Annotated in this window: 25 protein-coding genes and 4 pseudogenes; 7 read left to right on the top strand and 22 right to left on the bottom strand. The window is 57.3% G+C overall.

All coding sequences use genetic code 11. The annotated features are described in order from the left end of the window. Window positions 1-11 precede the first annotated feature (11 nt). From ACLD1X_RS18325 to ACLD1X_RS18345, 5 genes are read right to left on the bottom strand one after another with little or no spacing between them, the layout of a single operon-like run. A complete protein-coding gene (locus ACLD1X_RS18325) occupies window positions 12-1,472 on the bottom strand; it encodes a phage tail protein (protein ID WP_429370006.1) in 1,461 nt (486 codons plus the stop codon). Next, the gene (locus ACLD1X_RS18330) at window positions 1,465-2,088 is read right to left on the bottom strand and encodes a phage tail protein I (RefSeq protein ID WP_429370008.1); all 624 of its coding nucleotides are present in this window, start codon (window positions 2,086-2,088) and stop codon (window positions 1,465-1,467) included. Before ACLD1X_RS18330 ends, ACLD1X_RS18325 begins: the two co-directional genes overlap by 8 nt. Next, complete coding sequence (locus ACLD1X_RS18335; protein ID WP_429370010.1) at window positions 2,088-2,999, bottom strand: baseplate assembly protein; 912 nt, start codon at window positions 2,997-2,999, stop codon at window positions 2,088-2,090. Before ACLD1X_RS18335 ends, ACLD1X_RS18330 begins: the two co-directional genes overlap by 1 nt. Further along, window positions 2,996-3,340: a GPW/gp25 family protein gene (locus ACLD1X_RS18340; protein WP_429370012.1), complete on the bottom strand. Its 345-nt coding sequence runs from the start codon at window positions 3,338-3,340 to the stop codon at window positions 2,996-2,998. The genes ACLD1X_RS18335 and ACLD1X_RS18340 overlap by 4 nt, the downstream gene beginning before the upstream one ends. Continuing rightward, window positions 3,337-3,909, bottom strand: a complete 573-nt coding sequence (locus ACLD1X_RS18345; RefSeq protein ID WP_429370014.1) for a phage baseplate assembly protein V — start codon at window positions 3,907-3,909, stop codon at window positions 3,337-3,339. The genes ACLD1X_RS18340 and ACLD1X_RS18345 overlap by 4 nt, the downstream gene beginning before the upstream one ends. A gap of 209 nt (window positions 3,910-4,118) precedes the next feature. Here ACLD1X_RS18345 and ACLD1X_RS18350 point away from each other — a divergent pair, with 209 nt between their 5' ends. Next, window positions 4,119-5,135: a hypothetical protein gene (locus tag ACLD1X_RS18350; RefSeq protein WP_429370016.1), complete on the top strand. Its 1,017-nt coding sequence runs from the start codon at window positions 4,119-4,121 to the stop codon at window positions 5,133-5,135. An 11-nt stretch (window positions 5,136-5,146) separates the two neighbouring features. On the opposite strand, the gene ACLD1X_RS18355 is transcribed toward ACLD1X_RS18350, so the two are convergent. From ACLD1X_RS18355 to ACLD1X_RS18410, 12 genes and pseudogenes are all read right to left on the bottom strand, one after another. After that, window positions 5,147-5,611, bottom strand: coding sequence for a phage virion morphogenesis protein (locus ACLD1X_RS18355; protein WP_429370018.1), 465 nt, complete (start codon window positions 5,609-5,611; stop codon window positions 5,147-5,149). Further along, window positions 5,608-6,084: a phage tail protein gene (locus ACLD1X_RS18360; RefSeq protein ID WP_429370020.1), complete on the bottom strand. Its 477-nt coding sequence runs from the start codon at window positions 6,082-6,084 to the stop codon at window positions 5,608-5,610. Before ACLD1X_RS18360 ends, ACLD1X_RS18355 begins: the two co-directional genes overlap by 4 nt. Further along, window positions 6,081-6,266 (bottom strand): annotated as a pseudogene (gene lysC / locus ACLD1X_RS18365) (Rz1-like lysis system protein LysC); the annotation flags it as partial. The gene ACLD1X_RS18360 and the pseudogene lysC, both read right to left, overlap by 4 nt. Next, window positions 6,181-6,624, bottom strand: a complete 444-nt coding sequence (lysB, locus tag ACLD1X_RS18370) for an Rz-like lysis system protein LysB (protein ID WP_429370022.1) — start codon at window positions 6,622-6,624, stop codon at window positions 6,181-6,183. The gene lysB and the pseudogene lysC, both read right to left, overlap by 86 nt. Continuing rightward, entirely contained in the window at window positions 6,621-6,830 is a 210-nt protein-coding gene (locus ACLD1X_RS18375) for a hypothetical protein (RefSeq protein WP_429370024.1), read from the bottom strand. The genes lysB and ACLD1X_RS18375 overlap by 4 nt, the downstream gene beginning before the upstream one ends. Then, complete coding sequence (locus ACLD1X_RS18380) at window positions 6,827-7,669, bottom strand: N-acetylmuramidase domain-containing protein (RefSeq protein ID WP_429370026.1); 843 nt, start codon at window positions 7,667-7,669, stop codon at window positions 6,827-6,829. The genes ACLD1X_RS18375 and ACLD1X_RS18380 overlap by 4 nt, the downstream gene beginning before the upstream one ends. Beyond that, window positions 7,666-7,989 (bottom strand): phage holin, lambda family, encoded by a 324-nt coding sequence (locus tag ACLD1X_RS18385; protein WP_429370028.1) that lies wholly within the window; start codon window positions 7,987-7,989, stop codon window positions 7,666-7,668. The genes ACLD1X_RS18380 and ACLD1X_RS18385 overlap by 4 nt, the downstream gene beginning before the upstream one ends. A 45-nt stretch (window positions 7,990-8,034) precedes the next feature. Then, window positions 8,035-8,247: a tail protein X gene (locus ACLD1X_RS18390; protein ID WP_429370030.1), complete on the bottom strand. Its 213-nt coding sequence runs from the start codon at window positions 8,245-8,247 to the stop codon at window positions 8,035-8,037. Then, window positions 8,247-8,708: a head completion/stabilization protein gene (locus ACLD1X_RS18395; RefSeq protein WP_429370032.1), complete on the bottom strand. Its 462-nt coding sequence runs from the start codon at window positions 8,706-8,708 to the stop codon at window positions 8,247-8,249. The genes ACLD1X_RS18390 and ACLD1X_RS18395 overlap by 1 nt, the downstream gene beginning before the upstream one ends. 104 nt (window positions 8,709-8,812) lie before the next feature. After that, a complete protein-coding gene (locus ACLD1X_RS18400; RefSeq protein WP_429370034.1) occupies window positions 8,813-9,511 on the bottom strand; it encodes a terminase endonuclease subunit in 699 nt (232 codons plus the stop codon). A gap of 10 nt (window positions 9,512-9,521) precedes the next feature. Continuing rightward, window positions 9,522-10,532 carry a phage major capsid protein, P2 family gene (locus ACLD1X_RS18405; protein ID WP_429370036.1) on the bottom strand — a complete coding sequence of 337 codons (1,011 nt, stop codon included), beginning with the start codon at window positions 10,530-10,532 and terminating at the stop codon, window positions 9,522-9,524. Window positions 10,533-10,575: 43 nt separating this feature from the next. Continuing rightward, window positions 10,576-11,406 carry a GPO family capsid scaffolding protein gene (locus ACLD1X_RS18410; RefSeq protein ID WP_429370038.1) on the bottom strand — a complete coding sequence of 277 codons (831 nt, stop codon included), beginning with the start codon at window positions 11,404-11,406 and terminating at the stop codon, window positions 10,576-10,578. A 169-nt stretch (window positions 11,407-11,575) separates the two neighbouring features. Between ACLD1X_RS18410 and ACLD1X_RS18415 the strand changes: the two genes are divergently transcribed. Both ACLD1X_RS18415 and ACLD1X_RS18420 read left to right on the top strand, forming a co-directional pair. Next, the gene (locus ACLD1X_RS18415; protein WP_429370040.1) at window positions 11,576-13,333 is read left to right on the top strand and encodes a terminase ATPase subunit family protein; all 1,758 of its coding nucleotides are present in this window, start codon (window positions 11,576-11,578) and stop codon (window positions 13,331-13,333) included. After that, on the top strand, window positions 13,333-14,343 hold the full coding sequence (locus ACLD1X_RS18420; protein ID WP_429370042.1) for a phage portal protein: 1,011 nt from the start codon (window positions 13,333-13,335) through the stop codon (window positions 14,341-14,343). The genes ACLD1X_RS18415 and ACLD1X_RS18420 overlap by 1 nt, the downstream gene beginning before the upstream one ends. Window positions 14,344-14,371: 28 nt before the next feature. Here the strand turns inward: ACLD1X_RS18420 and ACLD1X_RS18425 are convergent, their stop codons facing one another. Further along, on the bottom strand, window positions 14,372-15,448 hold the full coding sequence (locus ACLD1X_RS18425) for a RelA/SpoT domain-containing protein (protein ID WP_429370044.1): 1,077 nt from the start codon (window positions 15,446-15,448) through the stop codon (window positions 14,372-14,374). Window positions 15,449-17,204: 1,756 nt separating this feature from the next. Between ACLD1X_RS18425 and ACLD1X_RS18430 the strand changes: the two genes are divergently transcribed. Then, complete coding sequence (locus tag ACLD1X_RS18430; RefSeq protein ID WP_429370046.1) at window positions 17,205-18,365, top strand: hypothetical protein; 1,161 nt, start codon at window positions 17,205-17,207, stop codon at window positions 18,363-18,365. Between the two features lie 418 nt (window positions 18,366-18,783). Here ACLD1X_RS18430 and ACLD1X_RS18435 read toward each other — a convergent pair whose 3' ends face one another. Both ACLD1X_RS18435 and ACLD1X_RS18440 read right to left on the bottom strand, forming a co-directional pair. Next, window positions 18,784-19,038 carry a hypothetical protein gene (locus tag ACLD1X_RS18435; RefSeq protein ID WP_429370048.1) on the bottom strand — a complete coding sequence of 85 codons (255 nt, stop codon included), beginning with the start codon at window positions 19,036-19,038 and terminating at the stop codon, window positions 18,784-18,786. A 164-nt stretch (window positions 19,039-19,202) separates the two neighbouring features. Then, window positions 19,203-19,331, bottom strand: a pseudogene (locus tag ACLD1X_RS18440) (helix-turn-helix domain-containing protein); the annotation flags it as partial. A 162-nt stretch (window positions 19,332-19,493) separates the two neighbouring features. Here ACLD1X_RS18440 and ACLD1X_RS18445 point away from each other — a divergent pair. Continuing rightward, on the top strand, window positions 19,494-20,300 hold the full coding sequence (locus ACLD1X_RS18445) for an MBL fold metallo-hydrolase (RefSeq protein ID WP_429370050.1): 807 nt from the start codon (window positions 19,494-19,496) through the stop codon (window positions 20,298-20,300). An 81-nt stretch (window positions 20,301-20,381) separates the two neighbouring features. Here the strand turns inward: ACLD1X_RS18445 and ACLD1X_RS18450 are convergent. Then, window positions 20,382-20,735: pseudogene (locus ACLD1X_RS18450) on the bottom strand (hypothetical protein); the annotation flags it as partial. Window positions 20,736-20,849: 114 nt separating this feature from the next. Here ACLD1X_RS18450 and ACLD1X_RS18455 point away from each other — a divergent pair. Continuing rightward, a pseudogene (locus tag ACLD1X_RS18455) lies at window positions 20,850-21,071 on the top strand (IS30 family transposase); the annotation flags it as partial. A gap of 256 nt (window positions 21,072-21,327) precedes the next feature. Beyond that, window positions 21,328-21,732, top strand: coding sequence for a DUF6632 domain-containing protein (locus tag ACLD1X_RS18460; protein ID WP_429370052.1), 405 nt, complete (start codon window positions 21,328-21,330; stop codon window positions 21,730-21,732). A 321-nt stretch (window positions 21,733-22,053) separates the two neighbouring features. On the opposite strand, the gene ACLD1X_RS18465 is transcribed toward ACLD1X_RS18460, so the two are convergent. Then, complete coding sequence (locus tag ACLD1X_RS18465; RefSeq protein WP_429370054.1) at window positions 22,054-22,515, bottom strand: hypothetical protein; 462 nt, start codon at window positions 22,513-22,515, stop codon at window positions 22,054-22,056. Window positions 22,516-22,532: the final 17 nt, after the last annotated feature.

The following is a 22,532-nucleotide window of genomic DNA, read 5'->3' on the forward strand; positions in this document are numbered from 1 at the left end:
AAGTTGTCCTCTTAATGCCCAATCGAAAGCCAGAAAAAAGAACCCGCCACTTGCGACGGCAATCCCGTCTCTCCCGAGCTGACGACCACCGGTAGAAAGCTGTATTTTGTCGGTTCGGCCGTCAGTTCAACGACGTCCGCAGCGGCTGAAGCGTTGATGACCATGGGTACCACGGCGAAGCAGGCATTCGGGTAGCTGAAGGTGAAAGGCACGGCGGTTACCGATCCGGGGATTGATGCATATCCCCACTGAATTACAACTCCCCCGAGCCACGATGGAAAGACCACATAACCTTGCTGCGCCTTGAGGATCTGAAAGCCCCAGCGCAGTTTCTTCGGCGTAATCACCGTGGTGTCGTCAGTACCGCTATTGACCTCGGTCTGAGAGGCCATTCGTGCAATACCCGGAACACTTCCGGTGGCTTGAACCACCTTCGCCACAATGGCCTGGAACACCCGCAGCGCTGTCATCGGTTTGTTGGTATCAGCACCAGCCTCCGCTTCTGCCTGGCTGGCCAGGGTGATGCCATGACCACTGAGTGTGTTCGGCAGGCCGGTCAACGACGCGAAGGGCAGCGCCGTCAGCCCACTGCCATTGCCGGACAGGATGCCCTCGATGCTCACACCACCGGTCGTTACGCGCACTCCGTTGCCGCTACCCCAGGGGGTAGTTCCCAACGCCATGTACAAACAGTTAAGGGCATTGTTGCTGCCCCAGGCGCCGATGCCGCCCAACATTCCCCCTTCTCCGGCAGCGTTTTTCGTCGCATGTACTCCGCCCGCCCAGGAGGGGGTCGCTGCTGCGACGATCTCAATTGATCGGTTGTCTACCATTCGGAGGTTACCCGTAACGTCCCCGCCGGACGTGCTCAGGGCATCGGTGATGCCGTAACCACCGAGCGTTGTCGGATTACTGCCGCTTTGGACAATGCCCCGCTCATTGATAGTGACCTTCGTATAGTCCCCGGCGGCTTTGTTTGCGGGCAGCAATCCATTGACTGTCTCATCAACATACTGACGCGTTGCCAACACCACTGCTGGATCAATTTTCAGCTGAATATTCGACGTGCCGCTGGTGATGATGTGCATCCGCACCACCTGGTTGCGTCCTGAGCCCTGAGCGAGTAGTGGCTTGTAACTCGGCGCCACGTTGGCTACGGCGCAGAACACGCCGTCCTTGTCCTCGAGCGCCAGTTCACGAATCCACCAGCCGCCGACGTCGGCCGGCAACACCACTTCAGCAATGAGCACGTTTGTATCTGTTGGAGACACGCGCAATTGATTGAGCTGGGCGCGGTGTCGCTGGTTCACCAGCTTGGTTTGCGAAGGACTGGGCACCGGGTCGGTGCCGTTAGCGTCGCCAATCAACATGAAGCTCGGTTCCCAAGGAATGCCGAGGGCGTCGCAATTGGTTTTTTTGGCTGCGCCCAGCGTCGTCAGCATGCCGCCGAAAATAGAGTTCTGATCAACCATGGGGGTACACATCCAGTTCGTCGAGGGTGTAAAGGCTTACGCCGCTGTAGCCCCGGATCGTCACGTCGATGTCCGGGTTGTTCCAGGGGTACACGTCGATTTCATCTCCGTCGTAAACGGCAAAACCAACGAATGCGTCGAGTCGGGTTTCAAGAATGATGTCGAGACCGGTCAGGTGCCGGGTGAGGGGCTTTGCGTCATCGATCAGCCACACCAGTTCCTGGTACATCGCTTCGGTGATACCGGAGTCGAGGACGCCGATGCGCAGAGCGAAGGTGCCGCGCGGGCCATGCGGCATGGTCTGCCACCACTCCACTACCTCGATCAGATAGCCCAGCGGCTCCACCACACGACGCAAGGCGCCGATGGTGCCCTTGTGCGAATGGACGTAGTACGCGGCACGGCAGGCGGCACGCTTGGCGGCTTCCGTCCATTTACTATCCCAGCGATCCACTGAGAAAGCCCAGGCCAGATAGGGCAGCAAGGGCAGGGGGCATTGTTGCGGGTTGTACAACGTGCGCAGTGGAATGGGTACGCGCTGGATCTGTGCCAAGGCTTGTGCGGCTTGGCGCTCCAGTGGTGTCGAGTTGCCCGGTAGCAGTGGCTGGTAGGTCATCACTCAACACCCAGCGCCAGTTCAATGTGAGTGCAGTACGGTGCCTGATACCGGGTGGCGATGATGTCTATCCAGTTTTCCAGCACGACTTTGCGTACACCTTCAACGTGCAGTGCGGCGTGAACAATGGACTCCGAGACTTCCAGGGCCAGGCGCCGCCGCTGGTGCACGAACTTGAGCAGTTGGGCTTCGGCGGCCGCGAGGATCAGTTCGGTTTCCGGACCGCTGGTCAACGGGTAGATCCTGGCCTTGATTTGGTAGTGGATGACTTGAGCGCCCTGAACGGACAGGCGATCCGCAACAGGACGGCGGTCCTCATCGCTGAGATAGGCGCTGACCTTGTCGAGCAGGGCCTGCGAGGCGGTACCATCGCCCAAGACCGATTGCACCGTGACCACGACCTCGGACGGCGCCGGGCTTTCGGCGGTCGCGTCGGCGACCTGACCATCAGCAGAGCGTGCGTGAAAGATGTAGCTGTTGCGCGGGCCGGCGGTGCTCAGGCCTTCCCAGGCCATTTGCGCGCGTTCGCGCAGGCTGTCGTCGCTTTCCATCTGCCTTGGCGTCGGCGGCATAGCCGAAGGATTGCCGGGCTGTATGACCAGCCGTTTGACGTTGTAATTGGCGGCGAGGTTGTCCAGGTCGGTGCCTTTGGCCAGGGCGAGCATGTTGGCGACGCACGCCTCGTTGACCCGCTGCCGCCACACGGTTTCACGGTAGGCGTTTTCCTCGAGCAATTTGGTCAGAGGCTCGGACTCCATTTCCAGGCGAGCAGCAATCTCTTTCTGTTGCTCCGCTGGCCAGAGGCTGATGGCGTAGGCCTTGCGCTCGGCGAGGATCTGCTCGTAATCGAGCTGTTCGACGATCTGCGGCGCCGGCAGTTGGCTGAGGTCGATGGCGACGAAGGTGTTCATGCGCTGCCCCCCAGTTGCAGAGGCACGCTCAGGCTCAATGGCTGGTTGCTGTCGACTAAGGTGCCCTCAAAATCCAGCGATGCTTGGCCTTGCAGGTTCGCCCCGACGAACTGCACGCGACTCAAGCTGATGCGTGACTCCCAGCGCATCAAGGCCATGACGGTGGCGGCGTACAGCTGCAGGCGGGTGAAGTCGTTGAACGGCTGATCCACCAGCTCGGGCAGCAGGCTGCCGTACTCGCGGCGCATGACGCGGGTGCCGAGGCGGGTGGTCAGGATGTCGGTGATCGACTGGGCAATGTGTTCGACCAGGTTGAGGGCGGCGCCGGTTTCTCGGTTCATTCCGGTTTCCCTGTTTTCCCAGGGCCGGACATCACGCCGCCGTGCAGGTGGTTGACCAGGCTGATGCCGGCGGCGACCACGTCTTCGGACACTGTGACCTTGCCGGTGATGGTCTGGTCGCCGGTCTGGGTGTAGTCGCCTTCATGGGTGATCGGGCCGACGATGTGGATGCCGCCGGTGCTGGTCAGGTTGGTGGTGCCGCCTTCGGCCAGCGTGGCGTTGAGGTGGTGGGCGATGCTGTCGTATTCGATGACAGTGCCGTCGCGGTAGGTGTAACGGTGCAGACCTTCGCGGTCGCCGTTGGCCGGGATGTGGTCGCTGAACAGGCCGGTCAGGACGAAGCCGTTACCGAGTTGGCCGGAGGGGCTGAAGAGGATGGCTTGTTCGTCGAGGGTTGGTGGATTCCACTCGCGGTCGGCACCTGCCCGTGGGGCGATCCACGGTAGCCAGCCGGTGGTTAGTGATCCGGTTTTGACTTGTACGCGCGGGGGCTTCATCTGGACGGCGGTGATGGTGCCGAAGCGGATGAGGTTTTCGATCAGGCGGGCGAGGGTGGCTAAGTCGTTCATGCATTTATGATCGTTCCACTAGCGCGAAAGGGCAGGCTCTCCTCCTTGTAGAATCATTGTTTACACAGCGATGCGGAAAATCGGCCCACCTTCAATGATGATTTTTAATTGTGTTATGGGGGGCGAGAAATATTCAGCTACACTGCCGTGCTGGAATTTTTTACGAAATATCAAGGTTCTCTCGCAGGGAAAAATAGAGTTTTAGACACATGGAAAAAATAATTAGAAATTTAAAGAAAATGGGTGGGGTGCTAGTGAGAAATTTGAAAGATGTAGTGTATTTTTTGTTTGGGGTTGTTTGCTTGGTTGGGACGTTCTATTTGATCACGTTGCCGCTGACTGAGCCGCAAATGTCACCAAAGGAGCAGGCGCTCTCATCTTCTCTTCAGTTTGTTATCACCTCTCTTTTGTCTTTAATTTTTTCATATTTTTTTGCAAAGTCCGGCGTGTTCGAAAAGAATGATCCGATTGCTGAAGCATCCGCTGAAAAAATTGCGAATTTATCTATTCAAATAGACAGGTTAAAAGAGTTTCTTCTGTCCTCTATTGATGCTGTTGAGTCAAAAAATGATAGTCCAGAAATGCAGCTAAATGGGCTGATAAATAGAATCGAATCCGCCGCTGAAATGGCTGTGCTTTTAGCACTGTCAAATCAAACATTCAAAAATGACTGGCTCGGTGTTGTTTCAGGTTCTATGCGTAGTAAAATTGAGCAAAAGTACAAAGACACTTCTGATTGGATTGCTGCTACAGACAAACGCCAGAAGTTAGAGAAGAAAATCGAAGCTTCGGAAGGCAATGACGCATTGGTCGCTGAGTTTGCAGCTCAACTGAGAGCTACAGAGCTGAAGATTGAAGAGCTCTCCAATGCGATTCCGGCTGCAACTGTTCCGTTAAAGAAAACGCTGGCATCGTCAGTAAGTAGGCAAGAGTTTACCGAGCGTACAGGCACTAAACAGGTTGGGACAATTTCTATTGCTGTTTTCCGGCCCGTTCCTAACGCTACGGGGTCCGGAAAGCTCAGTCCGAAAATGGTTGCAGCACCTAATGTGACAGTGAAATTACTTGGTGCTCCGGATGAGTTTGATCGTGATAAATTTAAGATTCATCCGGGGACGGGGACAAATTATGATTTCAATATTTCGATTAAATCTCAAGTTCCTGGGACGTTAGTTCCGGTTGGTGAGTATGAATTTTCGTTTGAGGCTGAGGCTGAAACCGCATAAAGCGGTAAGTGCTAATTGTTTGATGCGAGGCAATCCAACAGTTTGTCTCGTATCAATACAATGTCTACATCTGTAAATCCTAAAGCTCCCCGTGATTCATACTTCACATCTGGTGCTCCTCGTTCGGCCCGGTCCATCAAACCGTATTGGTGCACCCGAGCAATCCGGGCAATCCGTCCGGTGAAGCCAACACTGATTGCGTTTCCATCGCTTTGCACTTTCAGAAAGCTTGCTGTGCGCAGCTTCTGAAACATCTTTATCTCCCGCTTCACTCTCCCTGGTTTGCCTCGCAGGTTGCGTTGCTTTCGGGGCACGTATTTGCTGCCGTCCGGATTTCGCTGGGCAATGATTCGTTGCTGCTGGCTACGGCGTATCGCCTGACCGAGGCTGCGAGCGAGCTTATTGCGCGATGCCGGTTCAAGTTGCCCGAGCAGGCCGGCCGCCCAGTCTTCCAGTACTTCCAGTCGGTTGGTCATTCTGGCAGTACCCATTCACTACCGGTGCCCTGGGCTCCGGGTATCCAATTCGGATCAAGGAAGTCGGCGGCTCGCTGCGGTTCGCCGGGATGGCAGATAGTGGTGTTGCCCTGATCATCCTTGCCCACCACCACCCGCTCAGTCAGGGGAAGCGTCAGGCTCAAATCGACTTTGCTGTTGTCCAGGATATCGGCCTCGAACTGGATACCGTCAGCCGCCTTGCTCAGGTTCTCCAGCAGTTCGGATTGATGGACGCTCAACCACCCGAGCAGCGGCAGCATGACGCTGTCGGGGTGGCCGGCGAAGTCGGTGAGGATGACTTGCAGGTCGAAGCTGTATTCGAAGGAAAGCGTTGCGGCGGTGGTGCAGCGGATTTTGCCGTTGTCGATGAAGATCAGCAGGCGGTCGGGGTTGTGTTTGAGTTCGGCGACGGTGGCCAGCAGGTGAGCTTTCAGGCTGTCGGGTTTGTTCATGGTTGGGCCTGTTGATGTTGGTAAACCATATCGACCTGGCTTGCGCATTCAGCCCATGCAGCCTCGACACGATCCTGGTCGGTGAGTTGGTCGCCGTTACTGCGTGGGCTGGTCGCCGGCAGGGTGCAGGGCACCACGGTCGGACAGCCACTGACGATAAGCGTCGGCGCCGGTGAGGGCGGGGCGCTCGCGCAGCCGGCGAGCAGCGTCAGGCAAAGGCTGGGCAGCCCAATTGCGTAGTTCGGTGTTTTCACGTTTCAGTGCCTCGATGGTGAGTTCGCGTTTTGCCAGGCCTTGGCGCAGTTGATCTTGCTGAGTGCGCAGGGTGGCTTGGGCGGTGCGTTCCTGGTGCAGGGTGGCGCGCAAGGCGTTGGCGTTCGCGAGGTGGCGCTCGGCTTGTTCCCGGGCGTTGGTCACATCCTGAGTGGCCAGCCTGGTGTCTTGGTTTGCCACGCTGATGCGTAGCTCCTGGCTCCAGACCAGCAAGGCGAGGACAGTGAGTAGGGCGATACCGAACAGAGCCTGGCGCAGGGTGCTCATGCGCGGTACCAGCCGAGATTGCTCATGGCCTCGACGTCCAGCTGCTGCACGGGGCCGCGGATGATAATGACCTTGCGGCCCGGCATCTGGACGTACAGCGCATTGCACAGCTGTTCCATGTCGTGTTGATCACTGTCCGGTGGCACCACCACCAGCAGATCACCGTCTTGCACGTTCAAACGTTGTACTGCGTCGAAGTCGATCACGCGGCCACCGCCTGACCGCAGTCGCAGTCTTCGTGTCGTTCGTAGGCGCGCTGGAGTTTGATGTCGTACAGGTTTCGCTGGTAGCCCGGCCCGTTGTAGAGCTTGGCGAACTCGGTCCATTTGCGGCCCTTCAATGCCTTGTGCAGTGCCGTGTCGGTTTCAATGAAGCGCACGAAGGCCTCGAACTGCTGTGACTCATCCGCGCTCATGGCTGCGACGAAGTCCTGCACGCTGCTGTAGCCCAGGCGCTGCCAGTGAAACCCCATGATCTGGAACGCGCCCCAAGAGGCGGACTCCAGTGCGGCGGTGTCGTCGATCAGGCGTGCGGTGGCCAGTCGCTGGTGTTCGGCGGTGCCGCCGGCATAACCACCTGACCTGGGATTGACGATGGCCGGGTTGATTGCGGCCAGCTGGTCGGCGTGGTGCTTGAGTGCTGCGGCATCGTCGCCTTCGTGCCGAACCTTGGACAGTTGGCGATACATGACATGCCGTTCGAACAGGATCACCGGCTTGCCGTTGTCGAGGAAGCCGGCGCCTTTCGATTCGACTTCGTTGACTGCGTAGACGCTGGCCAGTGGCACGCCAAGGCGTTCGGCGGCGTTCACCAGGTCGACGTTTTTAAGCAGCCGCTGGCAGTCAGCGCCGGCGAGTGCGGCCTGTGTCTTGCTGCCGGCGATGCCATCGGCGACCAGGCCAACCTTGAGTTGGTAGGCACGCACGGCGGCTTCGGTGACGTCACTGTAATCGCCGTCGATGATTAGCCTGGCGCCGTGCTGGTTGAGGTTCTTTTGCAGGATGCGCACCGCTTGCGAGCGGTCGCCGTGGCGGAGGGGGGTCATAGCTGATCCACCTTGCGAGTGAAGAGCCTTTTCGCCGCAGCACGGGTGCCTTCGACGCCCAGCAAGCCGATGACGCCGCCGAAGAAGGGGGCGGTCGAGGCTGGAATGCCGACCAGCGACAAGCCATGGCTCACCGCAAGGGCCAGCACACCGCACAGCGGCGCCTCGATCACCATCCGGCGCAAGGTGCCGCCGCCGTAGATGACTCGCAGGCCGGCGATGACCAAGGCAAGTAGGCCGGCGTAGATGGTCGGCCAGTGCTGTTCGAGCCAGGCGGCGAGCCAGGCCCAGGTTTCGTGACGGTCAGGCATGCGTTTCATTCCATGATCCAGGGTGGTTGGGTTCAGGGGCGCGGTGCAGGTGGGTCAGTTCCATAGGTTGACCATCTGCCGTTGCGGAGCGGTGGTTTGGGCTTCGGGCATTTCCACCAGGAGGCCTTGCGGGAGTGTCGGACCGTGATCGGCCAGACCAGGGTTGGCTTCAAGCACCACCTCGGTTACGCCGGCCGTGCGGCCGTAATGACGCCAGCACAGGGCATCCACGGTGTCGCCTTGCCGGGCGCGGACGGTGACGGCCATCAGATCAATTCCACCGTTGTGCGGCCGAGACCGAGGAAGTCGCGAACCGCCCAGCGCTGGTCTCGGCGCAGTTCATCGATGCTGGGGGTGAGGTCGTCGGCGTTCTGATTGCCGCTGTTGGTGCTGTCGTAGGAGCGGTAGCGTTCGCTGATTTCCGCGCCTGTCGCGGCGTAGATGGCGCGCTGGTACAGGTGGACCAATTGCGAGAGATCGTTGACCTTTTCCGCCGGGACGTCGGCGAGGGTGACGTAGCCTTCGGCCTGCTGGGTGCAGCGCCATTCGGCGAACTCACGGTTGACGCTGATGGCAGCGGCGATGGTCGCGGTTTCCAGGCGGATCGGGGTGACGCTGGAGTCGATGCGCAATGTGCCGCGCACGTCGTCGAGGTCTATCGAGGGCCAGAAGGTGTCGGTGTTGATATGGCCGGCGGGGGACTTGCCGCCCGCAATGAATCCGCTCATGGAACTGCGCTCTGTTGTAGGTCGCCGGTGGTCGGGGCTTCACGTTCAGGAGGAGCGGCCTGGCCGATCCGCCCCGAGCCGGCGGGGTGCGTGGGGACGCTCGGTCAGCTACTGGTGGTAGCGTGTTTTTTAAGCAGGCGTTCAGCCCGCTCCAGATCCTTTTTGCCGCCGCAGGCGTCGTGCAGGTCGATGGCCTTCTTCAGCAGGTCGATGCCGGCCTGCACTTGCCCCGGTTGGCCGGGCAGTTCTTCGCTGAGGCCTTCCAGTGTGGCGCGGCCCATGGCGAGGAACAGCTTGGCGCGGGCCTGATCGGGCATGTCTTCGGCATCGGTCAGCTCGGCGGTGCGGTGCAGGATGGCCAACTCGAACGGTTCGCCAACCTTCTGCGCCTTGAACGCGGCGGTCGCGACTTCTTCGGCGACCAGGCAGCCGAGGGTGCGGGCGAAGCGGTCGGGCATGACCATCTTGTGCTGCAGCACGTATTGGGCGATGTCGAGGCCACCGGTGAAGTCGCCGGCATCGAAACGCCAGACCATGACGGTGGTCATCACTTCATCCTGAGCACCTTGGCCGGCCTCCAGCACGCCTTGCACGTAGGGCACGTAGTCGGGCAGCAACTGGCGTTTGAGTTCGGCCTTGCCCTGGTTGGATTGCACCTGTTTCAGGCGCAGACGGTCTTGCAGCAGCTGGTTGAGCTGATGCTCGTAGGCCGTGGCGCCGGCCATGGTCTGGGTGGGTTCGGCCGCTGCCGCCTCGATGGCGGCAGTGACCCGTTGGAAATGGCGGCGGCAAGGGTTGGTCATGGTTGGCCCCTTACGACGCGATTTCGATGTTTTCAGCGAGTGAGGCGCATTCCAGATCCTCGATCACGTAGGCATCGTTGACCGATTCGTAGTTCTCGACGCGGTCGCGCTTGGCGTTGTCGAGGACGGTGCGACGGCGGCTGCCTTCCTGCCAGTAGATCGACAGGTTTTCCAGCTTGGTCACCAGCAGCCCGCGCGCCGGGAAGTACGGCACGCGCACCGCCGGCAGATTGCCCAGGCGCTTCTGGCTGGTGACGATGTCAGCGGCCAGCATCTCGGTCGGGGCGTTGTCCTTGTTGATGATTGGGAAGTACTTGTCGGCCAGCAGCTGCCGACCGCAGATCACCACCAGGTCCGGGTCTTCCTGGTACCAGGCCGCGATGAACTCTTCGACCATGCTGAAGACCAGGGCGTCGAGGTTGGTGAAGTCCTTGCCGGCGCCGATGGTGATCTTGCCCGAGCCTTCGGCGACTTCCGACATGACCCGGGCGGCGTTTTCGGTGCGCATCTTTTGCAGCCAGCCGACGTTGACGTCCTGGCGCAATGGGTTGGTCGCTGGGTTGGAGGTGGCGGCGCGGGTGGTGCCGTTCCAGCCGATCAGGATGCGGTCCAGCGCCTGGCGCTTGAGGATCGCGTCGCGGATGCGTGCCTGGAAGTCGGGGAATTTGGCCCAGGCATCCAGCTTGCTGTAACGCAGGTGAGTGTCGAAGTTGGTCTGCGAGCAGAAGTAGCCGCGGTCGTCGAGGGTGGTGATGTCGCTGGTTTCGCGATCCTTCAGGGTGGTGTCGGTGGTGCTGGCATTCGGCCCGCCGATGCCCATGCCGATCTTTTCGCCCATCTGCTCGGTCACGCCGTAGATGTTGATCGCGCTGAGGAACTGACTGGATTCCTGCATGCGGGTTTCCAGTGTCTGGGTGACGCTCGGCGCGGTTGCGAACTTGGTGGTCACGTCCGGCACGCTGTGCAGTTTGGCCAACTGGCCGAGGTAGGCGTTGAAGAGGTTGCGGGTATCGTTGCGCATGGATGTCGTCCTTCGATGTTCGGGGCTTTGGGGCGGCCGGCTGTCAGCAGTCGGTCATGACCTGGTTGTCGCCACCGGTGACCGGAGGGCGCTTCGTTTGGTTGTGGTCCTGGGTGGTGGAGAGCTTGGTTTTCAGCGCTTTCAGGTCGGTGCTGACCTGTTCGATTTGCGCCTTCAGCCCAGCGGAAAATTTCTTCTCGGCGGCCAGTTGTTCGGGCAGGTCCTTGACGTGCTCGGCCACGGCTTCCACGGCTTCGCTGATTTGGGCGAAGTCGGCGTCGTCCTTGGTCTGTTTGCCCTTGAGCAGGGCTTGCACCTTGCTGAACAGCTGGGCGCCGATGCCGGGCCTTTCTTCGACTTCCTCGAACGTCAGCTCGGTCTCGACCGCCTCGGTGAACATCGAGGTTGCGGAGTAGTGGCGATCCTTGAACGGGCTGGCGTCAGGTTTCTGGGCTGAGAACGACAGCACGTCAGTGCCGAGGCTGGCCGGGGAGTCGGTGATGCCAAGGCCGACGATGTAGGCTTCGCCGGTGTCGGCGAAGCTGTCGTCGATTTCAATCGAGGTGTAGACCTTCTGCTTGGCCTTGTTCAAGGCGATCAGTTCGGCGGTCGGCTCGACCTGGGCGAACAGCGCCAGTTTCTTCTGGCCGCTGATGTCCACTTCTTCGGTCTTCACCGCCAATACATCGCCGTAGGCCTTGAATGGGCCGTCGGGCAGCACGCTGCGGTAGTGCTCCAGCCAGATGCGCGCGCCGTAGGTGGATGGGTTGAAGTTCTTCGCCGCCTGTTCCAGCCAGTTGCGTTTGATGGTGCGCTTGTCGGAGGTAGCGCCCTCGACGGCGACGCGGAACCAGTTGCTGCGGAATTTCTTCATGCCGGGAATCCTCATTGCGTGGGGCGCCTGCCGGTGGGTAAGCAGTGCGTTGCGATGAGAGGCATGGTCGTGACGCGCGCGAGTGGCGGCAACGAGGCGGGACTGTAGGGGAGGGAGGTACAAGGGGCGGTGCTATTGAGTCACGGGCGCGGGCGGCAGCATCGCGGCCATGACTACGACCGAACTGCTGCCCATCGATCCACGCCGCCAATCCAGGTTTTTGTATTGGATGGGGTGGCGCGTCTGCGAGATTGCCGAGGCTACGGGCGAAAAGGAAAAAACGCTACACAGCTGGAAGGCCCGCGATGAGTGGGATCGGGCCGATAACATCGAGCGCATCGGCGGGGCGTTGGAGGCGCGTCTGGTGCAGTTGATCCTCAAGGAAGGTAAGAGCGGCGGCGACTTCAAGGAGATTGATCTGCTGCACCGGCAGTTGGAGCGGCAGGCGCGGATTCAGCGCTTTCAGGGTGGCGGTACCGAGACTGACCTCAACCCGAACCTGGCCAAGCGCAACGCCGAGCCGAAGAAAAAGGCCGTCAAGAACGAGATTGATGAAGACCAGGTCGAGTTGCTGCGCGAGGCGTTTATTGATGGCTGCTTCGACTATCAGAAGGACTGGTACCGGGCTGGCAATCAGCGCACTCGCGTCATCCTCAAGAGCCGGCAGATCGGGGCGACTTACTATTTCGCCCGTGAGGCGTTCATCGATGCCCTGGATACCGGGCGTAATCAAATTTTCCTCTCGGCCTCGAAGAACCAGGCTTACCTGTTCCGCGGTTACATTCAGGCGTTTGCCCGTGAGGTGATCGGTGTTGAGCTGACCGGTGACCCGATCGTGCTGCCCAACGGCGCTGAGCTGTTTTTCCTCGGTACCAATGCCCGGACTGCCCAGGGCTACCACGGCAATTTCTACTTCGACGAGTTTTTCTGGACGTTCAAGTTCGAGGAGCTGAACAAGGTCGCCTCGGGCATGGCGATGCACAAGAAGTGGCGCAAGACCTACTTCTCGACGCCTTCCAGTATGGCGCATGAGGCGTACACGTTCTGGACGGGTGAGCGCTTTAACAAGGGCAAGCCGGCGGCGCAGCACACCAAGGTCGACGTCTCGCATGGGGCGCTGCAGCAGGGACGACTCTGCGAAGACAGGTTATGGCGGCAGATCGTCAACATTCTGGACGCAGAGCAGGGTGGCTGTGACTTGTTCGACATTGAAGAGCTACGCCGCGAGTACAGCCCCGAAGCGTTTGCCAACTTGCTCATGTGCGACTTTGTCGACGACGGGGCGAGCATCTTCCCATTGGCCTTGCTGCAGTCCTGCATGGTCGACAGCTGGGTCGAGTGGGCCGAAGACTACAAACCGTTCGCCATGCGGCCGTTCGGCGACCGTCAGGTGTGGATTGGCTACGATCCGGCCGAGACGGGCGATTGCTCAGGACTGGTGGTGGTTGCGCCACCGCTGGTACCAGGAGGCAAGTTCCGCGTGCTGGAGCGGCACCAGTTTCGCGGGATGGACTTTGCCGCGCAGGCTGCGTTTATCAAGAGCGTCTGCGACCGTTACTGGGTGACTTACATCGGCATTGACGTCACCGGGTTGGGCAGCGGCGTGGCGCAGCTGGTGCGCCAGTTCTTTCCGGCGGTGACCACCTTCAGCTATTCGCCTGAAGTCAAAACCCGCCTGGTACTCAAAGCCTACGACGTTATCCACAAGGGCCGGCTCGAGTTCGACGCCGGCTGGACCGACATGGCCCAGTCGCTGATGGCGATCCGCAAGACCGTCACTGCTGGCGGAAGGCAATACACCTATACCGCTGGGCGCAACGACAACACCGGCCACGCCGATCTGGCGTGGGCGCTCTTTCATGCATTGCACAACGAACCGCTTGAGGGGCAGACGGCTGCCAATACCGGGCGGATGGAGATTTATTGATGACTGAACAAGTTGCTGGTCAGACGCTGTTGCCTGCGACCAGCGCCGGGACCCAGGTGTTTTCCTTCGGCGAACCGACACCGGTGTTGGGTGGGCGGGAGGTGTTCGATTATCTGGAGTGCTGGTTTAACGGGCGGTGGTACGAGCCGCCGTTGTCACTGGATGGACTGGCGCGGTCGGTGGGGGCGAGTGTGCATTTGCACTCGGGGTTGATGTTCAAGCGCAACTTGCTGAGCAAGACGTTTATTCCGCATCCGCTGCTGTCGCGGGCTTCGTTTGAGCAGTTTGCGTTGGACTTTTTGTGTTTGGGGAATGGGTATCTGGAGGCTCGGCGGTCGGTACTGGGCAACACGCGGCATTTAGTGCCGCCATTGGCCAAGTACATGCGAGTTGGGCCGGAGGGGCGGTTTTACCAGGTGCGTGGGTGGAAGGATGAGTATGCCTTCGAGGAGGGAAGCGTCTTTCATCTGCGGGAGGCGGATCTACACCAGGAGATCTATGGGCTGCCGGAGTGGATCAGTGCGTTGCAGTCGGCGCTTTTGAATGAGTCGGCGACATTGTTTCGGCGTAAGTATTACGAGAATGGGAGTCATGCGGGGTTCATTCTGTACATGACAGATGCGGCGCAGACTGAGGCCGACATCGATGCATTGCGCAAGGCGCTGAAGGAGTCGAAGGGGCCAGGCAACTTTCGCAATCTGTTTGTCTATTCGCCGACTGGCAAGAAAGACGGGATTCAGCTGATCCCGGTGAGTGAGGTGGCGGCGAAAGATGAGTTCAACTCGATCAAGAATCAGACACGGGATGATGTGCTGGCGAGCCTGCGGATTCCGCCACAGCTGATGGGTATTGTTCCACAGAACGCTGGGGGCTTCGGGTCTATCAGAGAGGCGGCGCAGATCTTCGCGGCGAATGAGCTGGAGCCTATCCAGGCGCGGATGTTACAGCTGAATGATTGGCTGGGTGAAGATGTAGTCGGGTTTAAAGTATATGAAGTCGGTGGGGAGTGATTAACTCCCCCGACTCTTCGAACCAAGTTTAATCAGTATTCCTTTCATATAGCGCTAGGTAGCTCGCAATGTCAGCGGGATGATCATTGGGTACTCTACCGAGTTTGTCGCAGGCGTCGTCTAGCAGGCGAATGAATTCTCGAGCATCCGAAAAATAGTTTCGAAACGCCAGTCTTACTTCCTCGCTGGAATCGGCGCGTACCAATACGATGTCCTTGTTCGGCATTTGCTTTTCTAGGTCGAACAATGCTCGTAGCGCGTCTGGCGCGTCTCGATAGCTTTTGACTTCAAGCTCACCAGACTCAGAAAAAATTAATATAGTATTTCGTTTGTCGGAAATCTCACCTTTGGCTTCGTTTAAACCACGCAAAGTTTGTAATAGCGAGAGCTCCTTATCTAGCAGGAGAAAGTTTTCAAGCAGTTCTCTGTCGGATAGGTTAGGGAATGGACCTTTTAGTCCTTCATGTGCCCTAGCTAGAATCTCACTCGCAAGCGCCATGGCTTGTTCGTATCTACGATCACCTTGCTTGAATTTAGGCTGGCTCTCGGTAATAAAACCGATCACTTCAATCGCCGTCGCCCATGCGTGTTGAACTAATGTTCGATACTGAATTTCAATGTATAAGCCGGCCAGGTTCTGGCCTGCAACTGAATTTACATCGTATTCATAAACGTCGTGGATGCCTCTATATCCCGTATCCTTTGGGTTGTTTATGTAATGGTACTTTTCTTCGTTATTTCGTCTTTTGTGTTTGAAGCGAGCTTTGTGAAAGCTTGCTCGAAAAGCATATAGCTCGTCGAGGCTTTGAAATATCAGTCTGCATCCTGCAACGTCATCCATGCGGGCAAGCTTCATGCCCGGCAGGCGTCGTAGTTTATTGAATATAGTGTTTTTTCGTTTGTGTCGTTGGGCAACAATAATGTCAGTGAACTTGGTTCTAGTTCTCAGAATAGCTTGGAAGGTGTTAAGCACTCCTCGATGAGCCGCCCGCCACTCCTCAATCGTATCTAAGTCGTCCTTGCTCGCGGCATCAATTCGAACGTTGTCACCTGCCCGACTCACTCGTTTTCTTGAGCCGCCAGGGTAAATTGCTTCTTCAGCCATTTCCAAATCCTTTTATTGCCCAGTCTTCTTATGTTGTGAGTTTGACACCGTCGTAGTGCAGCTGTCGGGCATGAAGCAGAAACTACCTTGTCTTTGAAAAAAATGATATTGCCATCAGCAAAAATCGCTAAAAGGTGAGGGGGTTTCGTTGTAAAGCCCTTCCCGACACCTACGCGGATATCATCACGCATACCGAGGCGATCAAGGCAGTCAGTGCAGGAACGGAATCAAGCCAGCTCAATGAATGGCTGCGGCCCTTCATCAGAGTGAAGGTCTCAGCACTCTCGGGCTAGTTGGGCTACATCGACCGGGGAGGGGTATAGGTCCGGGTTATCAAGCGGCTCATAAGTGGTACCACCGATGGTGCGCGGTCTCGATCGGTCTGTATTGCTGTCCGTCCGGTATCGTCAACATAAGGCCGGTGACTCTACCGGTTTCTCCGGACAAGTTGAGTGCAAGGGCTGCCCCATTAGCATTCGGGAATACCTTTCCGTCGTATGTGTAGGTTGTTCGTGGAGGCTTGTCAGTTGCTTCATTAAAGAAGGAGCGACTGATTGTTCCTAGCAGTTCATATCGGTGCCGATCCTCACAATGTCATAGCTCGAAGGTTCCGATATTGATCAGGGGAACTTTGGAGCTCTTCTACGGCGCACCAGCACGCCGCACCCGCAATCTTATTCACCTCGAACTGCTGGAGTTGGTTGACAAGCCCTTCTTTCGCCAATGTGGCCACCATCGAATGGAGTGTTTCACAGTGCGCCTATGGGGCCGAATTCGAAAGTCGTGGCTGTCAAGGGTCGAACACCACTGACGAAGCCTGAACTCTTTGGCCTGGTCGAAATTCACGAGAGCAAATCGTTGTACGAATACTGTTTGTACGGACAGTAAATGAGCCATTTGGCTGACGCGAGTATGAGTAGATGGTCTGCAAAAAAAAGTGGGAGTTGGCGTGCCACAATGTGTTCACCTGGATAATTCACACTTGGCGCGCGCCGTCGTCCCCCCACCTCGCCTGCGGGCTAAATGGGTCTTTTTTTCTGCACTTCTGCATTTGGTCGAAAGCGGCACCGGCCGGGGACTGGGTCTGGGTATAAGGGAGGATTAAGGCCCGCGAATCCCTGCGAGGGTGGGGGAAAAAGAAGGGCGAGTAAGGCGGTTTCGAACCTTGATCAGGCTGCGCCCTTAATTTTCAGGAGCGGCATCGGAAAAAGGTAATGAGGTAATTCGGGAGTGAGGACGAGCTGGAAACCCTGTTTTTACAGGCTTTGCCGGATTACATCAGAAGGTAATTTTGAGTAATGAAAGAAGTAATATTTATGTAAGTGCTTGATTTATAAGGTTTGTAGTAAAGAGGTAGATTACCTTGTTAAAGAGTAATTATCTTACCTCTACATTACTTAAAAATTACCTTTTCCAAAGCACTCCACGCCCAATGAAATCAGGGGGTTACAGCGAAGGCAAGGGAGGTCTTACTAATCTTACTCGTTTCCGATGCCTTTCCCGAAAAATCAAGCTATTCCCTTTGGCACCGTGGAGCGATGACGTTCTGTGCAGATTTCCACGAACTGTCACCAGTCCTATGCAGCTAGGCTTCAGCATCGCTGTAAGCCTTGACATTAGGGGCGCGGGTGAAGGGAATCGAACCCTCGTTATCAGCTTGGGAAATTGGCAACGAGACAGATCTTCATCGTTTGGACGGCGCCGAGGAACACTGGCATCATTTTCGTCAACTGACTCTAAAGAAGGAATTTTTCCTATGTCGAATCCGGTGCCCGACGAGCCCATCCAGGAAACTGATACGAAAACCACGTATAAGGTCTCGCCCCATGTATTTGACTTAGTGCAAAAGAGCGCTCGTGACTACCGCAAACGGATGCGGCGAGAGAGATTTGTAGAGCGTAACCCGTTAGCGTGGTTCTTAAATCAGCTACCCGCTCAGGATATGTATCGGGCATCGCTGGAGAACCGCAGGAGTACCCGGCAGGAAATGCGGTACCACAGATTGAGGCAGCGAACGAGTTGGTCTTTCTGGTCGCATATGAAATCTTCAACGGGGCTGAAGTTCGCAGCTATTGCAGGGTTAGTTAGCGCGTTGTTCCAAGCGGTGCCGGAGCTGCGTGGTCACACGAAAGATGCGGTGCCGTTTAACTGGCTACTGGTCGCTGGGCTCTTCTACATCGTCGCAGTAGTCTGGTTTGAAGTGTGTTGTCCAACGCTACTCAAACAGTCGCTGAGCCCTAAACCGCGTTACCTGGGCTTAGGTGGGAGACGATGGCTGCAGGCGTTAGTCGAGGATGAGCTATGCCGTTGGTGGGAGGTACGCAAGTGGTGGCCTGATCCTCGACTGCTTGACATGGACTCGTCTCATGACAAAACCGCGTTAGCGATTATGAGCGGATACGGAGTGCCCGCATTCGCGGGATTCAATGTTTATGCCTGTGCTCATATCGAACAAGCGCTCTACGAGTTCAGTCAAGTTACCGGCGCTAAGATTTGGCGCAGGGAGCGGACTAGTAAGAAAATGGAAAAATTTAAGCCCAGCCGTTCCCTAGAAGGTAATCGACCTGTGATGCGTAGGTTGGTGCTCAGGCACTTGGAGATTTACGACATTGGGCCGGAGGATCAAGCTAAGGCCGGGGACATCGTGTTTGAGTGGTTTAAATCACCGATAAATATTGCGCACAATTTACCCAGCCACCGAAAAGTGAACATGATGTCAGAGGCTGAAGGTCTGGACCATCTGTTCAAGGATGATCGTAGCGCGTTAGCGATCACAGAGATAATTGCCTTCTGGCAGGACAATATGCGCCCGCTCCGGCGTTTGGTGCTGATGATGCTGTTCAGTGGTAGTGCCTTGTCATTTTCTTGGTTTGTCTTCCTACAGCTGAGGATCGTACTATCAGGCATCACCTTCTGATTACGGATTTCCACTAGGACTCAGATTGTTTTGCTCCGCAAAAAAATCCACAAGGCCGGTAAACAGAGGCTTCCGAAAAAACACATACGCCTAATAATTGTAGCAATTACCGATCTAAGTGATTAATTTGTAAGGGTTTTGATGTGGACTTAAAATCCCCCGCTCGTAAGGGCGTGCCGGTTCGATTCCGGCTTCGGGCACCATGAATATCAAGGGTTTGCGTAAGGTTTCTCATGCAAGCCCTTAATTTTTTCTTGCCGCAATTCCTGTTTTGTAGACATCACTTTCTTAGCTTTTCGATCCCGGCTTTTTTCCTTGCCAGATCAAAGTTACCCCTGAGCGTTGAGTGTCGGTGCCGAACTGCACTTTTTCGGCGCGAACGCTCGCACGCCAGGGCGTGAAACGGTCGGTCAGGCACTCACGGTGCGCCCGCGGACAGTTTCAGCAACTGAGAAAATCGGAAAATGGCGATATTTATATCGTCCATGGTTTCTCCATCCCACTCTTCGATGGTTCCCAGCTCGGCTCTCAATGCAGCGATTCGCTCCTCGATCTCTGCTATCTCTGCAGGACCGCATTGAGAGGCGATCGCCTCCCATCTTTCTTGGGAAATCTTCTGCTGGATGCATAACCCTTCACGCGCCTGCGTGATCAGTGTCGACAATGTGCTCATAAGATTCCTTACCTGGAAATGTCAGCCATGTTACTTGCACTACTAACCGGTAGGCTGCCTTGAGTGGGAAGCGGTCGTTCATATGAACGGCTGCTTCTGGCTGTGGATTCAACCGGTCGCTGAACCCAATAGGCCTTCAATTGGCTACACCGGGGCGCCCTCTGTTATTTGCGGGAATTGCTGGGTGTTTTACCAACCGGCTTCCTAAAGATGTGCGTGAACGCGCTTGGACTTTCGTACCCCAGTGATAGCGCTACATCGATGATGTTCTCTCCCTTCGCGACCCACTCTACTCGGGTGGGGTGCGAGGCGGTGATGGAGGATTAACCTGCAGGCCTCATAAAACGCGCCTGCCACACGTTCTGCTGCGGGCGCGCGAATTCAAAGAGGTATCTGCTGTGAACCGTTGCATATCCACTTTGGCCGGTAGAAGTCGCAAGCTTGATGGTGGCGTGATGTTCGGAAAAACGCCAAGGCAATTGTGGGTCGACTGGATCAAGCCTGACCAGGACAATCTGGTCGATCTGGCCTCCCGGGGCCTTTTGGTGCAGCAGGGCGGCCGGAATATCCTGATTCTGGCAGGCGCGGGTGCGCTGCTCGCGCCCTTGCGGCGGACCTGCAACTGCCAGAAACACACTTCGGGATTGCTGGAGAACCTGGCGCAACACGGGCTCACTGAAGACGACATCAGCGCGGTGGTACTGACCCACGTTCATGCGCAACTCAGCCCGGAGCTATGTGCAGCGGTCAAGGATGGCAATACGCCGCGCCTGCTGTTTCCCTCCGCGCAATACATTACCGGGGCGCGGCACTGGTCCCGGGCTTGCCACAATCATCCACATGATCGGTCCTTGTTCGTGCGGCAGATCGTGCACCGACTCGAAAGCAGCGGTCGACTGGTGCTGGTCGATGGCACGCGATGCGATGAGCTGGGCGATGGTTGGCAGTTCCACTTCAGCGATGGTTACACGCCAGGACAATTGATTCCGGAGATCACCATGCCGGGCGGTCCGGTGGTGTTCGCGGGCGACTTGATTCCCGGTACGCATTGGCTGCGCCTGGATGTCACCACGGCCAACGACCGTAACCCGGAAGGCCTGGTCGGTGAGAAAGAGCGGCTGCTGGATCACCTGGTGGCCTGTGGCGGGCGGCTGGTTTTCTCCAGTGATCCCGAAATTGCGATGATCAAGGTCATGCGTGACCGGCAATCGCGTTACCTGCCGTTTGATTCGCATAGAGCGCTTAGTCGTTTCGACTGTTGAGCATGGCCCGTCGGTGGCCAGCACTTCGGCGGTGAACAGCCGGTAACCGTCGCCTCTACGAGGGCCCAGTTTGCGGCTTTACAGGTCAATCGCCTGGATGCCTTCGGTGCCCTCGTGGATCGGGCTCAGGCGATTGTCGCGCCAGTACTGGACCGCCTTCGGCGTAGACCTTCTGCTGCAACAACATCCGGCGCACATCGGCATGCTCGACGATGCGCACGTGGGCGCCGCCGGGTTCTTGTTGCCGGGCAGGCGACCCTGCGGACGCTGCCGGGCATAGTCAAGGGCGTGAATGTAGCTTTGATAAGCGAGACTGGCGGCTCCGAGGCCAACGCCGATACGAGCCTCGTTCATCATCTGGAACAACTTGGGCACCAGAAACAGCGAAATGCCCTTGGTCCCGGCCGGTGCACCGTCGATACGGGCCAACACCATGATGTCCATCCAGCCGGTTAGACACGGGGGCCAATCCGGACACGACTCAGGTTGACCGATGTTAGATCCCTAGATTCCGGTGATCTACTGGAGCCCTTACAGAGCAAGGCCTGCAAGGTCTACTTCTGCGACCCCCATCGTCCCTGGCAACGGGGATCGAATGAGAACGCCAACGGGTTGTCAAGGCAGTACTTCCCGAAAGGGACCGACCTTGCGGAGCACTCGCAAGCCACACTCAATGAAGTGGCAAGGCAACTGAACAACCGTCCTCGGAAAACACTAATCTACGAGACGCCCGCTGAACGATTTAGCCAATCTGTTGCATCGACCGGTTGAATCCACAGCCAAAAGCAGTCGGTGGACGGAGCGATAGCAAACTAGTAGCTATGCTTGTTCTACTGCTGGAACTGATTGAGCAGATTGGGCTTTCCATCCATGGTGTATAAACCCCTTCAGCGGTCACCCGGCTGTCACAATGCCCGGCCTGGTCAGGGATAGAGGACAGAACAAGGAATGTTGTCCACCAAGCCCGTGACGGCGTCATCACCCCACTTGGGGGCTATTTAGAGTCAGGTCCAAAGAGGAGTCCGCCATGACCGTAGTCGATCGCCTCAGGTATTTGCGCGTCGTCCTGGTTTTGGCTGGCCTCGCGTGCCTTGCTCTCTACCCGCTTATGTTGTTCTGGCCGTCCGGCTGGGCCTGGCACGTCGGTCACTCGGACTACCCGATGATGATCGTTGGCATCTACGCCACACTTGGCGTGTTCTTGATCCTGACCGCACGTGATCCATTAGCCAATCTGAGCCTGATCTGGTTCACCGTGTGGTCTAGCGCCGTACACGGAGCAATCATGGCCGTCCAGTCGGTCACCCAGCCGGGGCAAATGGGGCACTTGGCAGGTGACGTGCCGGCGCTCTTCATCGTGGCGGTTGCCTTGGCCATCTTCACGCCCCGCTCGCAATTGCCCGCTCGGCCCCGGACACACGATGGGGCCTAAGAGCAGGTTTGACTGTCAGGATCAGGACGAAAATCGCGTCTACGCAAATTTTTGGTGTGCTGATCAAACAACGCCGACAGATTCTATGTAGCAACGCAGTCTTCAAGACGGTGCCCGCGTTTTTTCACAGCCTGGGGCGTTTTCTGCCTGTCACGACTGACCGGTTCGGGTCGTTTTAGCCGGTCGCGACAGACAGCAATCGTCAAGAAGGCACGAGGATCAAAATGGAGTTCATCTTCGACGTTGTAATCAACCTATTGGCTCATCGGCTGCGGATGTATTGCTCAGTCATCACGAAGTTGGTGTGATCAAGCGGGTCCATTACCTGCCGAATGTTACCGGTTGAATCAGAAACAGCCCAGTATGCGGATCGAAGCGGCGCACAAAGTGAACGTGCCCGGAATCGAAGGACTGATCGCTGACCCCTGGCACTCTGATCACCTCGAAGTTGTTCATCCGGCGGATCAGTATGAAGCGCCGGTTATCCATTGGTACGAATTGCCGGTTGTCCATTGGGACGAATTGCCGGTTGAACATCGGTACGAAATGCCGGTTGTTCATGGATACGAAGTGCCGGTTGTTCATCGGCATGAAATGCCGGTTTCCCCCATGAAACGAGCCGCTGTGGAAATGGTGGAATTGCCCGCACTGCTGTGGCTGCCCACTGACCAGAGCGGCCGGGTGAGGATTTTGACCGAGGCCGCCACCGCTGACTGCCTCCAGGGAAAGGCTGCTTGCCAGGAGCCCTGCGAACAAAAGCAGGAGCTGTTTGAAGATACGCATGGCGCCACCTCCGAAGG

Origin of the sequence: Pseudomonas sp. 18173 (genome assembly GCF_050432945.1) — a bacterium.
In the GTDB taxonomy this organism is placed as follows: Bacteria; Pseudomonadota; Gammaproteobacteria; order Pseudomonadales; family Pseudomonadaceae; genus Aquipseudomonas.

What these genes read in the sequence shown, in the direction of transcription:
- ACLD1X_RS18340 (WP_429370012.1), bottom strand. Translation starts at nt 3,340, where the DNA reads ATGAACCGAGAAACCGGCGCCGCCCTCAACCTGGTCGAACACATTGCC.
- ACLD1X_RS18435 (WP_429370048.1), bottom strand. Translation starts at nt 19,038, where the DNA reads ATGAGCACATTGTCGACACTGATCACGCAGGCGCGTGAAGGGTTATGC.
- ACLD1X_RS18380 (WP_429370026.1), bottom strand. Translation starts at nt 7,669, where the DNA reads ATGACCCCCCTCCGCCACGGCGACCGCTCGCAAGCGGTGCGCATCCTG.
- ACLD1X_RS18410 (WP_429370038.1), bottom strand. Translation starts at nt 11,406, where the DNA reads ATGAAGAAATTCCGCAGCAACTGGTTCCGCGTCGCCGTCGAGGGCGCT.
- ACLD1X_RS18355 (WP_429370018.1), bottom strand. Translation starts at nt 5,611, where the DNA reads ATGACCAACCGACTGGAAGTACTGGAAGACTGGGCGGCCGGCCTGCTC.
- ACLD1X_RS18460 (WP_429370052.1), top strand. Translation starts at nt 21,328, where the DNA reads ATGACCGTAGTCGATCGCCTCAGGTATTTGCGCGTCGTCCTGGTTTTG.
- ACLD1X_RS18350 (WP_429370016.1), top strand. Translation starts at nt 4,119, where the DNA reads ATGGAAAAAATAATTAGAAATTTAAAGAAAATGGGTGGGGTGCTAGTG.
- ACLD1X_RS18425 (WP_429370044.1), bottom strand. Translation starts at nt 15,448, where the DNA reads ATGGCTGAAGAAGCAATTTACCCTGGCGGCTCAAGAAAACGAGTGAGT.
- ACLD1X_RS18465 (WP_429370054.1), bottom strand. Translation starts at nt 22,515, where the DNA reads ATGCGTATCTTCAAACAGCTCCTGCTTTTGTTCGCAGGGCTCCTGGCA.
- ACLD1X_RS18415 (WP_429370040.1), top strand. Translation starts at nt 11,576, where the DNA reads ATGACTACGACCGAACTGCTGCCCATCGATCCACGCCGCCAATCCAGG.
- lysB (WP_429370022.1), bottom strand. Translation starts at nt 6,624, where the DNA reads ATGAGCACCCTGCGCCAGGCTCTGTTCGGTATCGCCCTACTCACTGTC.
- ACLD1X_RS18325 (WP_429370006.1), bottom strand. Translation starts at nt 1,472, where the DNA reads ATGGTTGATCAGAACTCTATTTTCGGCGGCATGCTGACGACGCTGGGC.
- ACLD1X_RS18385 (WP_429370028.1), bottom strand. Translation starts at nt 7,989, where the DNA reads ATGAAACGCATGCCTGACCGTCACGAAACCTGGGCCTGGCTCGCCGCC.
- ACLD1X_RS18420 (WP_429370042.1), top strand. Translation starts at nt 13,333, where the DNA reads ATGACTGAACAAGTTGCTGGTCAGACGCTGTTGCCTGCGACCAGCGCC.
- ACLD1X_RS18445 (WP_429370050.1), top strand. Translation starts at nt 19,494, where the DNA reads ATGTTCGGAAAAACGCCAAGGCAATTGTGGGTCGACTGGATCAAGCCT.
- ACLD1X_RS18335 (WP_429370010.1), bottom strand. Translation starts at nt 2,999, where the DNA reads ATGAACACCTTCGTCGCCATCGACCTCAGCCAACTGCCGGCGCCGCAG.
- ACLD1X_RS18405 (WP_429370036.1), bottom strand. Translation starts at nt 10,532, where the DNA reads ATGCGCAACGATACCCGCAACCTCTTCAACGCCTACCTCGGCCAGTTG.
- ACLD1X_RS18390 (WP_429370030.1), bottom strand. Translation starts at nt 8,247, where the DNA reads ATGGCCGTCACCGTCCGCGCCCGGCAAGGCGACACCGTGGATGCCCTG.
- ACLD1X_RS18345 (WP_429370014.1), bottom strand. Translation starts at nt 3,909, where the DNA reads ATGAACGACTTAGCCACCCTCGCCCGCCTGATCGAAAACCTCATCCGC.
- ACLD1X_RS18400 (WP_429370034.1), bottom strand. Translation starts at nt 9,511, where the DNA reads ATGACCAACCCTTGCCGCCGCCATTTCCAACGGGTCACTGCCGCCATC.
- ACLD1X_RS18330 (WP_429370008.1), bottom strand. Translation starts at nt 2,088, where the DNA reads ATGACCTACCAGCCACTGCTACCGGGCAACTCGACACCACTGGAGCGC.
- ACLD1X_RS18430 (WP_429370046.1), top strand. Translation starts at nt 17,205, where the DNA reads ATGTCGAATCCGGTGCCCGACGAGCCCATCCAGGAAACTGATACGAAA.
- ACLD1X_RS18360 (WP_429370020.1), bottom strand. Translation starts at nt 6,084, where the DNA reads ATGAACAAACCCGACAGCCTGAAAGCTCACCTGCTGGCCACCGTCGCC.
- ACLD1X_RS18395 (WP_429370032.1), bottom strand. Translation starts at nt 8,708, where the DNA reads ATGAGCGGATTCATTGCGGGCGGCAAGTCCCCCGCCGGCCATATCAAC.